A 14610-nucleotide genomic window follows, 5' to 3' on the forward strand; every position below is an offset into this window, starting at 1 on the left:
GCCTTCGTCTTTTACCATTTTTGAGCTTACCAGCATGCGAACGATCAAGCTATTCTTCAAACGACAAATTCATTGGCTCGTCCGACATCTCATATTCCGTCTCCATATGGGTCAAGGGCGTATTCAGGTCTACTTCCTCGAAGCGGAAGCTGTCCACCCAGACCTTGCCTTTACCGTTCAGGATCACTCCAAACGAGATTACTGCGCTCTCTGCGGGAACATCCAGCACAATGCTGTATTGATTCCAGGGCTGTGTCCCCGTGATCGGCCTGTCATGCATATTATCAAACTGCAGCACGTCCTGGACATGATTATCCACTCGCATCCATAATCCGCAGAATGCGTCCACACGATCGGTTTTGACAAAGCCGGACAGCTTCATACGTTTCCCCACATACTTGTCTGCACGGAATTGCTGCATCATCGTGGCAAACTCATTCGGCTCCATGGGTGTTACGGCCTTCAAATACCCCGAGGCCTTCCCTTGATGAACTTCGGCAGGGTCAATGCCCATTTCATAATTTTGCGGGTGGCTTCCGGTTAACATCCAGCCTTTGATTGCCGTTGCAGAATTCATCTGTAACTCTCCTCCTCTGGTTTTTTGATCGAATATTCTCAGATCGAACAATTTGCGAAAACGTCCAGGCGGCATGCCATACATTTTGCGAAAGGCCCGGGTGAATGCTTCCTGACTTTCGAAGCCACAGGCGAGAGAAATATCCAAAATGCCTGCATCCGTGGAGCGCAGTGCGGTAGAAGCCAAGCTCATCCGGCGATGACGAATGTAATCGATAACGGTCATGCCCACCTCATCCCGGAATACCCGGTGATAGTGATACGGCGATAACAAAGCCTCCGACGCCACCTCTTCCAGTCCGATCTCCTCATGCAGATGTGTCTCAATATAGAACAAGCTGTCCTGAATCATCTCCTGATAACGGCTCAAGTGGAGATTAACCCCCTTCCATATCCTTACTATACGTGTTCGACAAGCAGCCGTTTTGATCATTTTTGCGGAAAATATAAAAAAGAAGAGCCGGATCAGGGACAACGATGTCCTTGACAGGCTCTTTCTTGAAAGCTGTATATCCAAACGTGGCCAAACAATCAGACTGCTGGAACCGGCTCTGCACCAACCTCGTCCTCATCATGTTCCACCAGTTCATGTTTCTCCCACGCCCGGCTCTTCCAGCGGAAGTACATAATGACCGCACGTGTCCATTCGTCTGCCGCAATGGCAAGCCACACACCTGCCAGCCCCAGATCAAGCTGGAACACCAGCAGATATCCGAGAGGCAGACTCATGCATACCATCGAGATCAGCCCCATATATACCGGGAACTTGGCATCCCCTGCCGCACGCAGGGAACCGATAATGACAATGTTGCAGGTACGTCCGGTTTCTAGCAAAAGACTGAGCAGGAGTACCTGAGCGCCCAGCTTGATAATCTCCGGGTTTTCCGTAAAGATACCCATTAATGGCACGCGGAAAATAATAATAATCACGTCAATAATAACGGTGGCCAGAAGGGCCCATTTTACACTGTCGAATACCCGTTTGTATGCCTCATCTTTGCGGCGTGCCCCCACAAGACGACCAACAATGATGGATGTACCCATGCCGATCGCCATGCTGAACAGATAAATATAGCTGGAGATATTGCCGGCATATTGCTTGGTTGCCATGGCTTCCGCACCAAGATAGGTCACGTACAACGTAAATATGAGTTGGCAGGAATGATACACCATGGATTCCATCGCAGACGGAATGCCGATGCGCAGAATTTTGCCGATAAAATTTTTGGACAATTTAATGTAATAACCGAACTCTACCCGTACCTCACTCACACGGTACAACAGCCAGAAGAAGATCAGCAGGCAGATGAAACGGCTCCCCACCGTCGAGATCGCTGCCCCTTCCACGCCCAGCTTGGGCAGGCCGAAGTGTCCAAAGATCAGGGCATAGTTACCAATCACGTGGATGACGTTCATAAACACGGATACGTACATCGTTTCCTTGGTATACCCGTGTGTACGAATGGTTGCAGCCAGCGCATTGATAAGAGCCTGCAGGAAAATCCCGCCCCCGACAATGCTTATATACGAACGAGCGTAATCATAGATTTCGCCTTGAATATTCAGAAGTGTCAATAAATGTCCACCAAACACCAGAAAAATAACACTCAGGATCAGCCCAACCATAAGGTTCAGCGTAATCGCATTCCCTGTAACCTGTGCTGCTTCACTCAGTTTTTTGGAACCTATATATTGGGCTACTACAATCGCAGCACCATGTCCGATAACTTCCAGTACAAGAATGGCAATCGAAATAATCTGGTTGGCTGCGCCCACCCCGGAGACTGCATTATCCGATACCGAACTAAGCATGAGCGTATCTACGCTCCCCATCAACATAAACAAGAAGAGTTCCAGGAAAATCGGCCAGGTCAGCCGAATCAGCTTCAGATCCTTGGCATCTGAACGGAGGGACTCTTTGGTCGAGGATATTGCTGTCATTTTCTCACCTTTCTAACGTGGGCTTGATTTCATAGGGTATGTTAGCACAGGTAATTTGAAAATGCAGTAGTTTTGTGAAAATAATTGAAAGTTTTTTGAAATACCAGAAATAGGGATTTTTTTGTTTCATAAAACCTGTCATGCAGTCACCGCCACATTGCTCTGTAGACGTCGCCGAGACATAGCAAAACCCTTCTATTAAACGCAGACGATGCGTCTAATAGAAGGGCATTACCGGACAATTACCGGACCATTATCCTTTGACCGAACCGGCCGCGATCCCTTCAACAATCCGTTCACTCAGCACCAGAAATGCAATCAGGATCGGCAGGATGCTGATCATCAGCGTAGCACCAATGGCACCCCAATCGGTGGTATACTGCCCAATAAAGTTCTGTACACCAACCGTCAGCGTTTTATACGCATCCGAGCTAATGAAGGTATTGACGAAAATAAATTCGTTCCAGTCATAGATCATGTTAATGATGGCTGTTGTCGCAATTACGGAAGCGGTCATCGGCAGTACAATGCGGAAGAAGATCCGGTTCACTGAGCATCCGTCCATCACCGCCGCCTCCTCGACCTCTCTCGGAAGTGAATAATAGAATCCAAGCAGGATCATAATCGTGATCGGCATATTAAATGCAATGTAAGACAGAATGACCGATAACGGATGGTCTGTGAGATTCAGCTTCAGGAACAAGCTGAACAGTGGGATCAGCGTGGAGTGCACCGGGATCATCAGACCCACCATGAACAGCCCCAGCACCAACGAACGTCCCTTCCAGCGCATCCGTGTGATTGCAAACGTGACGAGACTGGCAAACAGAACCGTAAACACCACAGAAACCACCGTAATCCATACACTGTTGAAGAAGTATAAGCTGATATTACCTTCCGTCCATACCTTGACATAGTTCTCCCAACGCGGCGTAGCCGGGAGGGAAAAAGGAGCCATGTCAAATACTTCCTGATTATTTTTGAGCGAGAATAACAGCAGCCAGATCAAGGGCAATATCTGAAGCACAGCCACCAGAGACAAGAGCACATACAGCAGCACATATCCAAACCTTCTTAACCATGCTGAGCCTTGGCCCGTCTCCGGATGTACGGGCAGCCGAACAGCCGTATCCGTCTTCACCAGGATAGACCTCCTTTCATTTTACGTTCACGTCAGGAATACTCGATCGTATCTTTGGAAGCCGTCGCCTTGCGGAGCAACCATGTGACCACCAGACAGATCAAGAGCAGGAAAAAACCTACAGCACTGCCGTAACCAAAGTCGAAGCTGCGGAAAGCCTGACGATACATATAGGAGGCCATAACTTCACTGGAGCCATTTGGACCCCCATCGGTCATCACATAGATGAGGTCAAAATACTTGAGTGAGCCCACCACGGCGAGCACCACGGTTACCTTGATGACTTCCGTGATGAGTGGCAGCTTGATCCGAAAGGCAATCTGCCACGGATTCGCACCATCAATCCGGGCAGCCTCGACCAGAGATTCCGGGATGTTTTTCAGCGCCGCATAATAGATCAGAATATAGAAGCCCGCATACTGCCACAGAATCGGCACGAATAGTGCATACAGCACGAGCGATGGCTCCGCCAGCCAGGCCGGCGGATTGCTGAATCCGATCGCTTCCAGGAAGGTGTTCAGCACACCGTTACTGGGATGATAAATTTTCAGCCATAACTGAGCAATTGCAACCGAAGACAGCAGCATCGGGATCAGATATATTTTTCGAAATGCATTCGCGCCCTTGATCTTGCCTGACAGCACAAGTGCAATCATCAGATAACCAATCAGGCTCAGCGCAGAGAACAGGGCGAGCAAAAACGTATGATTGGCGCTCTGCCAGAACGTACTGTCCTGAATCAATCTGGCGTAGTTATCCAAACCAATAAACGTCATTGCTCCAATCCCATCCCATTGCATCAAACCGTAATATCCGGTGAGCACAATCGGGATATAGACCAGAACCAGCAGCAGAAGCAGCGCAGGCAGCACATACAGCGCAGCAACCAGACGGTTCGACATGACTTTGTCCAAGACGTGATCCTCCCTTCAAACGTTCTAACCTTCAAATGGTGTAGGTGAGGTGTACATCAGTTGCCTTTATCAATTGCAGCCTGATGATTCTTCACAAAGTCCTCCGGGGTGACCGCTTTGCCAAACAATGCCTGAATCATGTCCAGATGTACCTGAGCAGCAGCCGGTTTCATCTGCACATCTGCAAAGAGTGTCAGGCTGCTTGCCTGATTCAACTCGTTCAGCAGATCGATATAGAGCTGTGGCAGCTGTACTGCCGCCGTATCGACTTTGGTTGCCGGAATGACCCCTGCTTCGGTCACGGAGCTTTCACCCCATTTTTCCACAAAATACTGCACAAACTTCTGCGCTTCTTCCTTCACTTTGGAGTTCTGGGCTACAAACAGGCCTACGCCCGGTCCGCCTACCCAGCTGTTGATGTCTCCTTTGCCGCCGTCAATCGTCGGAAATTTGAAAAATCCAACCTTATCCTTGAATTCCTGCGGAATATCCGGGTTCGTAGTAAAGTTCGGAAGTTCCCACGTTCCCATCAGGTACATGGCAGCCTTCTCATTCATGAATTCGGATTTGCCTTCGTCATTGGATAAACCGTTAAAGCCCTTGTTGAATGCGTTCATATCGACAAGCTTCTGCACTTCTGCGGCAGCCTGTGTCAGCGCAGGATCTTCAAACTTGCCTGATCCACTAATCGCTTTCTCCAGCGCATCCCCGCCTAAACGGTTCGCCAGATACATATACCAGAGTGAACCGGTCCAGCGGTCTTTATTCCCGAGTGCAATCGGCACTTCGCCGTTCTCGGTCAGCGTCTTCAGCACATTCAGGAATTCATCGTATGTGGCTGGCGGCTGCAAATTATATTTGGCAAAGATCGCTTTGTTGTAATAAATGGGGGATATATTCAGCTCAATCGGGAGCGCATAGGTTTTGCTGTCTACCGCGTAAGCCTCTGTTGTTCCAGCGATGAACTTCTCACCAAGGGATCCATTCAGCAGTTCATCGAGCGGCGCAAACAGATTGCCCTTAACATAAGGCTCCAGGAAGCCTGCGGCCCAGGTTACCCCGACATCGGGCAGTTCATTGGATGCGGACAAAATCTTCAGTTTGTTCTTGTATTGTTCATTCTCCAGCACTTCCTGCTTGATCGTTACATTTGGATGATCCGTCTGATACTGCTGGATAATATCATTGACCAGCTTGTTCTGCTGTGCAGAGCTGCCGGCCGGCCAGAGATGCATAAATTTCAGTGTGACCTTTTCGTCTGTGGTACCGCCCTCTCCACTGCCATTACTACCGGATTCGTTGCCTCCACCGGAACCCGCGCTGCTGCACCCCGACAATATGACAGCGAGAACCAGCGTCCATGACAGAAGCATTGCCAGCGTTTTTTTGCTCATAATTCCAGCCCCCAATAGTGGTTTTTCGGTTAATGTAACCGCTTTATTGAAATTGTAGCACGGGCATAACCACGCTATAAGGTCAGGACGATTTGGTAAAACTCCACTATTTTAAGGTGAACTTGTTAGCTCTTTTCATTTACGGCATGACGGTATTTGCTTGGACTGAGTCCCTCCAGGCTTTTGAAGACTTTGATAAAATATTTATCGGTCTGATAGCCAACGCTCTCCGCGATCTCCGAGATGGGCATCGTTGTCTGCACCAGCAATTCCTTGGCCCGCTGTACCCGTTTACGCATGAGATACTCACTGAAATTCAGCCCGACCTGCTCCTTGAACAGCACGCTGAAATAACTGGAGTTCAGATGCAGCGAATCGGCAAGCTCACGCATGGTCATCGGTTCACCCAGATGTGCCTCAATGTATGCCAAAGCTTCGCCAATCGGGGTATTGCCCTGCTGTTCTCTTCGCTCCTTGACCTCGAACAGCTTCGGATCAACCATCTCCTGTATCGTTTGGATGCGCCGCTGCTGTTCATGGACGTGCAGTGCCTTCTGTACCGTTTGCAGCAGCTGCTCTTTGTCAATCGGCTTGAGCAGATAATCGACCACACCGAGCTTGATCGCCTGGTGGACATAATCAAAGTCCGCATACCCCGACATAATCAGGACAGCCGGCTTGCTGGGAAAATGCTGAATGGCCTCCACCAGCGACAAGCCCGAGAACTCCGGCATACGAACATCGGTGATCAGCAGATCTGCAGGCTGGCTGGCGAGCCAGTCCCTGGCTTCAACACCGCTTGCGGCCGTCTGAATCCGGTTTCGCCCAGTAGACCAGGCCTCAAGTGTTTTGCGTATGCCTTCTCTTGTACGCGGCTCGTCATCCACAATCAGAATGGTTTTCTCATGAATCATGTGCAGCCCCCATTTCCCTCGGAATTTCAAAACATATGATGGTGCCTCTCCCTATTTCGCTCTCCACCACAAGTTTGGCTGCATCGCCCAGTTGGCTGCCAAAGTAGACTTTTAGCCGGCGATGCACATTGATCAGCCCCACTCCCGTTCCCTTCGTGGATGCAGCAGGCCCGCCGTCCAAAGCTTGAACAATGGATAGCAGACGTTCCTCATCCATGCCCGGCCCATTATCTTGGACCTTGACGCGTACACGACCTTCTACCGAGGAAGGTTCAACACGAATCTCCACCTTTCCCGGTTTTAACGTATTTTCAATCCCGTGCAATATCGCGTTTTCCACCAATGGCTGGATCAGCAGCTTGGGGATAGGCACGCTGCGCAGTTCCTCGCTCAGCCTGATCTCCCACTGCATTCTCTCGCCCAGCCGCATCTGCATAATGTTTAAATACCGCTCCGCATGCTCCAGTTCGTCCTCGATCGTAACCCATTCATCCTGATGAGGACCCGGGATGATGTAACGAAATAACCGGGACATGGCAATAACTCTAAGTGCCAGCTCCTCTTCTCCTTTTTCCTCCAAAGACCAATAGAATGCCTCCAGGGTATTAAACAGAAAATGCGGATTAATCTGCGATTGCAGCGCCTTCAGCTCGGCCCGGGACTGCATGACTTCCTTCTCATGCACCACACGTGTCAATTCGTTCTGCCTGTACACCATCTGGTTGTACACATCATTCAGCTCGTTGATCTCCATGGTGGAACTGACCATCAGATTCGGTCTCATCGCTCCGGGCTGTGCCCCGCGCATGGCCCGCATCAGCCGAATCAACGGACGTGTGATCATGGTGGACAGGAAAAAGGACATCACAAGAAACAGCCCCACACCAATAATTCCCGAAACGAGCAGCGCCGTTCTGAGGATCGATACCCCTTCGGTTGTTTCTCCTAGCGGTGTCAGCACAGCAAGTGTCCATCCCGTCAGCTCGGACTTATGGCGGACAACGATATAGGATTCCTCTCCATTCTGAACGACGGATCCACTGTCCAAAATGGCCTTGGGATCAAGGTTAATCTGCAGATTGGAAGTCACCACTTCACCATCGCCGTCCAGCAGCAGGATGGAATCCTGCAAACGCTCAGCCTCATTCGAGTCATTCAGTTGAAAAAAACTGCGCTGCATCCGCACCACAACATAGCCCCCATGTTCAAAAGAATGCTCCAGCAGGTTGATTCGACGAATGGCGAGAAGTACACCCGGGTCTTCAGGGTCAGAGCCCGCCCACACCAATCTGCCTTTGCCTTCATCCGCTTGGGTGATCCAGCTGCGCTCCACTCGGAGATCCAGGGATCGGTCATCCATCGGGAATATACGGTTGTATCCGGTTGTGTAGATCTCCATACTTTGCGCCCCGTTAATAAAAGATTGATAGCTGCCTGCAATCTGAAGCAGTGCCTGACGTTGATTAAAGGTGGCCGGTTTACCATGCTTCTCGTCACTGAGCAGACGCTGCACATACGAATCATCCGCGACCTGGGCCGTCAGGGAGTTCACCTGTGCAATGAGCGCATCCAACCGACCACTGGCCTGCACTGCGGTCTGATGGATATGTTTCTCGGCATTGCTCTTAAGCAATGCAGCCACCCGGTCATAGGCTGTTACACCTGCGAGCAGCAGAACAATGAGCATCACCATGACGAAACCGACGAAGATCTGATTGCGGAGCGAGTTATAACGCCCTGTTTTCCTCTGCAATTCCGTCCATTCTCCTCCTTTCTGCATGTAAAAAAAACCACCATCCTACTCCCTTGCTCTTGAGATTGAGTACACCGATGCTGGTTTCATTCACTTATTTAATTAAAGCGCTTGCAAAACACGACACTCGCCTTCTTTGTTTAACGATTAAACTAACGAATAAAAAATAGCACAGTTTCCCGGGTTAATCAATCCGTTCGAAACGTTCAGGATGCGTCCTTGGAATAAAAAAAGAGAGGAGGACTCTTAGGTCCGCCCCTCTATATTCACATCCCTTTATTTTACAGAACCTTGGGTTACCCCGTTAATGATCCACTTCTGAGCAAACAGATAGATGATAATCATCGGCAGCAAGGCCAGCAGGTAGGATGCAAACGCCAGGTTGAAGTCGGTATTGAACTGACCCTGGAAGACGTATTGCACCAGCGGCAGTGTGTACTGTGCCGGATCACTGATAATGATGAGTGGCAGCAGAAAGTCATTGTAGGTGGACAGACAAGTCAGAATACCAACCGTAGCACTGATTGGTGCCATGAGCGGGAAAATGATTTTCCAGAATGTGCCCCAGGTTGTTGCCCCATCCACAAAAGCTGCCTCCTCCAGTGCCACCGGAATGGACCGGATATATCCGACATACACGAAGACGTTAAAGGCGAGTCCATACACCGTATGTAATAAGGTCAAGCCAAGCAGGTTCGTCATCTCCAGTGAAGATGTCAGTTTGACAATCGGCAGCATGATGATTGGAAACGGAATGAACATCGCACTGACGAAGTAATAGTACAGCCCTTTGAAAAACTTGCGTTTCTCCATATTGCGTGCGATAGCGTAAGCCACCATGGAGTTACTAAGGAGCGTCAAAATGACGGTAGATGCAGTAACGACAGCACTGTTACGGAACGATTGGAAGAAGTTCGTCATGTCGATGGCGCTTGCAAAGTTCTCCCAGTGCAATTGGGTCGGGAAGGCAAATACCGACTGAGCCATTTGCTCCGGATTTTTCAACGCGATCGTCACCGTCATATAGAGCGGAAATAGTATGAATAATGTGCCCAGAATAACGAGCAGCATAACCAGCCAGTTGGTACGTGTACGGCTTCTCATTACAGATCCATCTCCCTTCTTTGCAGGAACCGGATTTGCAGAATCGAAATCACCGCAATAACGATGAAGTAAATAACCGAGTTCGCAGATTGATATGCATATTCGCCGCCTTCAAATCCACCTGTATAGATCAGGTGAGAAATGGACTGTGTTGCTCGGCCGGGTCCACCGTTGGTCAAGGCAACGATCTGATCGAAGACCATCAGGGAATTTTTCATGGCCAGTACCATATTGATGGTGAAAAATGGGGCAATGAGCGGGAAGGTAATACTCCAGAATTCTCGCCATTTGCCTGCACCGTCGAGGTTGGATGCCTCGTACAGCGTTGTTGGTATCGTTTGCAGTCCGGCCAGATACAGAATCGTATTAAGTGCTACCGATTGCCATACGGCCACGATAACGATCCCGATCCATGCCAGGCTTTCGCTACCCAGAATGTTTGTCGATAGGGCATTAATCCCCAGGTTCTGTCCCCAGATTGGAAAAACGTTGGAGAACAGGTAGTTAAATATGTAACCCACGATTAATACACTCAGGATGTTCGGAAGGAAGTAAATGCCGCGGAAAAAGTTGCGGAACTTGATCTTGGCATTCAGCCCAAGTGCGATGAGCAGACTTAGAATATTGGTCAGAATGGTTACCACGATGGCAAACTTGAACGTAAACCAGTAAGCATTGCCCACATTGTCGTCCTGAAACAGGTTGAAATAGTTTTTGAAACCAACGAAATCATAGCTTTTCCCAAATCCGTTGTAGTTCGTAAAGGAATAATATATCCCCTGGAGAGCCGGCAGCGTCATAAACACGAAGAACAATACCACCGCCGGAACCGTCATCCAGTAATAGGGTGCCATACGTTTGTTCATACTCCATCCTCCTTTGGACAAGGCTTAACGCCGGTTCGCTACCTTGTCCCATTCTTTGTCGAGTGTATCCAGATAGTTGTCGATGTCTTTGTTCTGCAAAAAGGACTGTACGATGGAATTCAGCTGCACCGCAGCCGGAATGTAGTGATCGGCAAAATCAATAACTTTGCCCTGCTCGATATAAGGCGTGAGCTCCTGTACCGCAGGGTCGTCCTGCTCCACACCTTCGACTGCGGCAAATAACGTTTGCTCTTCAATGTATTTTCCGATGTTTTCGGGTTCCAGCAGGAATGCGATAAACGTCTCAGCCTGTTCCCGGTTTGGCGTATCCGCCGCGATCGTAAACAGGGAGTCGATACCGTTCACCAGCTTGATCTCGCTTGGATCATTTCCAGTCGGGAACGGGAAGAAGCCGATATCCACATTCGGGTTGGCTTTGCGAATCTCGGAGATCGCCCATGTTCCCTGGATATACATGAATGCTTCACCGTTGGCAAAAGCACGGTTACCGTCGGAATAGGCCTTACCGAAGTTGTCGCCATGTCCGTAATTCATCAGTTCAAGCTGCTTTTCCGCCACCTCGCGGTATTTCTCCTTGAAGGTCACCTTGTTCTCACGACGCTCGAGATAGAAATCAATACCGACCAGGTTGGGTCCAAGCGCATTGAACGGGAGATTGGTCTGCCAGTCATCCTTATAGGTGAAGTAAAACGGAATCTTGCCTGCATCCTTGATCTTTTGGGCGGTAGCAATCAGCTCATCCCATGTCTTGGGAACGTCCAGGCCCATTTCCTTAAACAACGTTTTGTTATACATGATGCCGTTTGCATTAGTTGCGTAAGGAATACCGGTCACTTCCTCCATACCCGTGACATCCTTCAGCATTTGTATGTAATTCGGATCAATCGTCTTGGTCAGGGAGCTATCCGTCAGATCGGCGAAAATTTCACTTTGGGCCAAAATCGAATATGTATCGGTCGCACCCATGGCCATAATGTCAGGCACATCGTTCTTCACGACGCGGGTCTTCAACACGGTCTCCGCATCTGGCGGATTCACCTGAGTGACCTGTATATCGGAATGCTCCGCATTGAAAGTTTTGATCAGTTCGTCAAAAGTTGCTTTGGCTTCGGGTTTGTTCTGGAAAAATTCGACCTGCACTTTGCCGTTTGCGCTCTCCCCACTTGTACAAGAGGATAGGAGCACAGCCATTATTCCACACAGCAGCATTGTCCCGAGTGCCTTGGTAAGCGATGTTCTCATGTTGTACCTCCCTCAGCGTTATATACGTAAAGCTTTACCCATTAAACTGGTGAAATAACCATATGGTTAATCCTTTCACCTTATCCACCATACAGAATGGCGTTATTCAACCCTTTTCTATTTCTAAAACGGTTTCGGTTAAAATGAATCATGGATGTATTTTCCAGATTATATGACTGTATAACAAAAAGAAGGACATCGGTAACTATCCAATGTCCTTCTTTTTTCCATTTTGTGTGATTGCAGCACTTGATTATTATCGTATTACCAACGTTCAATTTTGGGCAAAGCATTGCGCGATCGCTTGGCCCGGTAGCTCTTCAATGCACGGATTAACATTCCGATCACCAAGAGTATCACCCCAATGTTAATCGCTACATCAGCCAGGTTGAGGATCCCTCGGCCAGATGGAAATACTAGAAAATCCGTTACTTTTGCAAATACAAAACGGTCGATTGCATTTCCCAAGGCTCCACCGACCATGAAGCCTGCTCCTGCCTGCATCCAGAAACCGCGAATTTCACCTTTTCTCCGATAATACAGAATGCCGGCAATAAACAGAATGGCGACAACGCCAAACAGACGCGCATTTCCCTGGAACATGCTTCCCGCCATCCCGCTATTCTCATAATGCTGCAGCTGCATGCCGGAGTCACCGAGTCTCATCATGTCGCCGACTTCCATATACATTCTCACGGCCAGCTTGGTACCCTGATCCACCAGCGTAACCAGCAGTGCTATAAAATAAAACAGCATCTTGTCTTCCCTCCTGCCCAACTCGTTTTGCCCTATCCTATGTAAACCTGTGGAATGTCCAAAGTTTCGTTCCCTTCACTTTACCACAGCCGAAGTCGTGTCTCCAAATGGACTGTTGGGGAAATGTAGGGCAGAAAGCCAAACGATAACCCAGCTTGCATCCGGAAGGGACCACCCTACCCTACGTCGAATGTAGACATAAACTACACATGTAAAGGGGCTGCCTTAGATTGAACCTGACGATGACAGAGAGATTAAAGGAAATGCAGCAGGAAGAAAAGGACTTGGTATTTCGTACATTTGACTCTGAACTGGCCCTACAGCTTGGGCTCCAACTGATCGAGGAGGCAAAAAGCCGTTCACAGGCCGTAACCATCGACATTACCCTCCGTGGGCACCGTCTTTTCCTGCATGCCATGGAAGGCACTCATCCGGACAATGAAGATTGGATCCGGCGTAAAAACAACGTGGTTAACCATTTCTCCTCCAGTTCATGGCATACTGCTCTGCGTATGCGCAGTGAGAATAAAACGCTTGAGCAGGATTTCAGCCTGCCTTCCTCTGACTTTGTACTGGCTGGCGGTGCCTTCCCATTGATTGTGGAAGGTCAGGGACAGATCGGAACAATTACGGTATCGGGTCTGCCTGATGAAGAGGACCACGACCTGGTCACCACCGGAATCCGTTCATTTTTGCTGCAGCAAGGCTAACGAAATGTATCAAGAAAAGCCCACCAGGTCCTTACGGACCCAGGTGGGCTTTTCTTGTATATTGCGAACAGTACAGACAACGATATTAAAACGATCTAGAAGGATCTTTTTTCTCTGACTTACTTTATAGCAATCATGTCTACTAAAGAGGCTTCGTTTTCGTAATTTACAATATATGCTACACTCTCAGTAGTGCCCAAATAAAATATTTTTTGTTAATATGAGAGGTTATTGTTTATTCATGAACAGTTTATAAAATATAGTCTTCTACCTAATGCCATTATCAAGTTTATTTTAAAAATAAAAAAATGGAGGTTTATTATGTTTCTATTTATCCAGTTACTAGGTCAGTGCATGATGGCGTTCTCTATTTTAATTGTTGTTTTTAAATTCTGGAGTATTAATACTGCGGGTATTTTGTTTATTGTAGGACTATTAATTTATCTAATTGGAAAATTTTACAGAATGCATATACAAAAATAGATAAATTATGGTATAGTTTCCTCATACTATATTAGGAGGTAATATATATGAAAAAAATCATTCCACTAGTATTATCCCTCACAGTTGCTTCTGGACTTGTTGGGGCAACTGGAGCTTCTGCAACTACCGTTACTCCTACACCAACAGCTTCAACAGATATAGGAATTATGGCTGAGATAGACCAGCCCGTTAGTGGAGGTTACGCTTATTCACATTATCTCGCTTCCGGTGGTAGAGTAAATATTGAAGTTCATGAGTTGTATTTAAATGCTGCAGATGCAAGAGTCTATGCTACGAAAAGCGAAACATCAATTGGGGAAGGTGCTTTTTGGTTTGGAGCAAGTTTTATACCTGTCGCCGGCCCTTATCTCTCTTCTTTAGGCTTCTTAAAAACCGTAAGTGACAGCGTGTTTGTAAGTAGCATCAGAAAATATGCAGACAAAGGTCAAGGAGTTCATGTTGTTATTGCTAAGGACAATTTTTATAATACCACTACTAGATCAGCAGGATATTGGAATGGTTTGAGAGATACCGTGAAATCTAGTTCAAGTTTGAATGCAGATTATCTAGTTTCTTCTTATGCCCAAATTAAATACTAAATTTCGCTATAATTTATTTCTTATTACATTTCTCTAGTACACAAAACGGTTCTTCTACTCATGTAAGTAGAGATGGGAACCGTTTTTTTGTTTTCTTTACATTTTCATATAACTCTTCTCTGCGAAATATTTTGGTGGACATGCAGTTAAGTAATATCGATAAAGGGCAGCATATTAATAGTTCCGTTTCAAATTA

At 47.9% G+C, this 14610-nt stretch carries 13 protein-coding genes; 2 read left to right on the forward strand and 11 right to left on the reverse strand.

Going from position 1 to position 14610, the window contains the following annotated elements:
* Window positions 1-49 precede the first annotated feature (49 nt).
* The 11 genes from CHH60_RS16485 to lspA form a co-directional block, all read right to left on the reverse strand.
* Entirely contained in the window at window positions 50-928 is an 879-nt protein-coding gene (locus CHH60_RS16485; RefSeq protein ID WP_095360338.1) for a helix-turn-helix transcriptional regulator, read from the reverse strand.
* Window positions 929-1107: 179 nt separating this feature from the next.
* A complete protein-coding gene (locus tag CHH60_RS16495) occupies window positions 1108-2517 on the reverse strand; it encodes an MATE family efflux transporter (protein ID WP_095360148.1) in 1410 nt (469 codons plus the stop codon).
* A gap of 253 nt (window positions 2518-2770) precedes the next feature.
* Window positions 2771-3634, reverse strand: coding sequence for a carbohydrate ABC transporter permease (locus tag CHH60_RS16500; protein ID WP_095360339.1), 864 nt, complete (start codon window positions 3632-3634; stop codon window positions 2771-2773).
* Window positions 3635-3690: 56 nt separating this feature from the next.
* Window positions 3691-4572, reverse strand: a complete 882-nt coding sequence (locus tag CHH60_RS16505; RefSeq protein ID WP_095360149.1) for a carbohydrate ABC transporter permease — start codon at window positions 4570-4572, stop codon at window positions 3691-3693.
* Window positions 4573-4628: 56 nt separating this feature from the next.
* On the reverse strand, window positions 4629-5966 hold the full coding sequence (locus CHH60_RS16510) for an extracellular solute-binding protein (RefSeq protein ID WP_095360150.1): 1338 nt from the start codon (window positions 5964-5966) through the stop codon (window positions 4629-4631).
* Window positions 5967-6091: 125 nt separating this feature from the next.
* Window positions 6092-6880, reverse strand: a complete 789-nt coding sequence (locus CHH60_RS16515) for a response regulator (RefSeq protein ID WP_095360151.1) — start codon at window positions 6878-6880, stop codon at window positions 6092-6094.
* Complete coding sequence (locus CHH60_RS16520) at window positions 6870-8660, reverse strand: cache domain-containing sensor histidine kinase (RefSeq protein WP_176476089.1); 1791 nt, start codon at window positions 8658-8660, stop codon at window positions 6870-6872. Before CHH60_RS16520 ends, CHH60_RS16515 begins: the two co-directional genes overlap by 11 nt.
* A 249-nt stretch (window positions 8661-8909) precedes the next feature.
* The gene (locus CHH60_RS16525; protein WP_095290886.1) at window positions 8910-9737 is read right to left on the reverse strand and encodes a carbohydrate ABC transporter permease; all 828 of its coding nucleotides are present in this window, start codon (window positions 9735-9737) and stop codon (window positions 8910-8912) included.
* Window positions 9737-10603 carry a carbohydrate ABC transporter permease gene (locus tag CHH60_RS16530; RefSeq protein WP_095290884.1) on the reverse strand — a complete coding sequence of 289 codons (867 nt, stop codon included), beginning with the start codon at window positions 10601-10603 and terminating at the stop codon, window positions 9737-9739. The genes CHH60_RS16525 and CHH60_RS16530 overlap by 1 nt, the downstream gene beginning before the upstream one ends.
* Window positions 10604-10627: 24 nt before the next feature.
* Entirely contained in the window at window positions 10628-11815 is a 1188-nt protein-coding gene (locus CHH60_RS16535) for an ABC transporter substrate-binding protein (RefSeq protein WP_437126872.1), read from the reverse strand.
* A 315-nt stretch (window positions 11816-12130) separates the two neighbouring features.
* Window positions 12131-12622, reverse strand: coding sequence for a signal peptidase II (gene lspA / locus CHH60_RS16540; protein ID WP_095360152.1), 492 nt, complete (start codon window positions 12620-12622; stop codon window positions 12131-12133).
* 242 nt (window positions 12623-12864) lie between these two features.
* Between lspA and CHH60_RS16545 the strand changes: the two genes are divergently transcribed.
* Window positions 12865-13332, forward strand: a complete 468-nt coding sequence (locus CHH60_RS16545) for a heme-degrading domain-containing protein (protein WP_095360342.1) — start codon at window positions 12865-12867, stop codon at window positions 13330-13332.
* A gap of 530 nt (window positions 13333-13862) precedes the next feature.
* On the forward strand, window positions 13863-14414 hold the full coding sequence (locus CHH60_RS16555) for a hypothetical protein (protein WP_095360154.1): 552 nt from the start codon (window positions 13863-13865) through the stop codon (window positions 14412-14414).
* Window positions 14415-14610 lie beyond the last annotated feature (196 nt).

The organism is Paenibacillus sp. 7523-1, assembly GCF_002276415.1.
Lineage (GTDB): Bacteria > Bacillota > Bacilli > Paenibacillales > Paenibacillaceae > Paenibacillus > Paenibacillus illinoisensis_A.

Excerpts from the sequence above, each read along its gene's own strand:
- CHH60_RS16485 (WP_095360338.1), bottom strand. The coding sequence starts at position 928 with ATGATTCAGGACAGCTTGTTCTATATTGAGACACATCTGCATGAGGAG.
- CHH60_RS16495 (WP_095360148.1), bottom strand. The coding sequence starts at position 2,517 with ATGACAGCAATATCCTCGACCAAAGAGTCCCTCCGTTCAGATGCCAAG.
- CHH60_RS16510 (WP_095360150.1), bottom strand. The coding sequence starts at position 5,966 with ATGAGCAAAAAAACGCTGGCAATGCTTCTGTCATGGACGCTGGTTCTC.
- CHH60_RS16515 (WP_095360151.1), bottom strand. The coding sequence starts at position 6,880 with ATGATTCATGAGAAAACCATTCTGATTGTGGATGACGAGCCGCGTACA.
- CHH60_RS16520 (WP_176476089.1), bottom strand. The coding sequence starts at position 8,660 with ATGCAGAAAGGAGGAGAATGGACGGAATTGCAGAGGAAAACAGGGCGT.
- CHH60_RS16525 (WP_095290886.1), bottom strand. The coding sequence starts at position 9,737 with ATGAGAAGCCGTACACGTACCAACTGGCTGGTTATGCTGCTCGTTATT.
- CHH60_RS16530 (WP_095290884.1), bottom strand. The coding sequence starts at position 10,603 with ATGAACAAACGTATGGCACCCTATTACTGGATGACGGTTCCGGCGGTG.
- CHH60_RS16535 (WP_437126872.1), bottom strand. The coding sequence starts at position 11,815 with ATGGCTGTGCTCCTATCCTCTTGTACAAGTGGGGAGAGCGCAAACGGC.
- lspA (WP_095360152.1), bottom strand. The coding sequence starts at position 12,622 with ATGCTGTTTTATTTTATAGCACTGCTGGTTACGCTGGTGGATCAGGGT.
- CHH60_RS16545 (WP_095360342.1), top strand. The coding sequence starts at position 12,865 with ATGACAGAGAGATTAAAGGAAATGCAGCAGGAAGAAAAGGACTTGGTA.
- CHH60_RS16555 (WP_095360154.1), top strand. The coding sequence starts at position 13,863 with ATGAAAAAAATCATTCCACTAGTATTATCCCTCACAGTTGCTTCTGGA.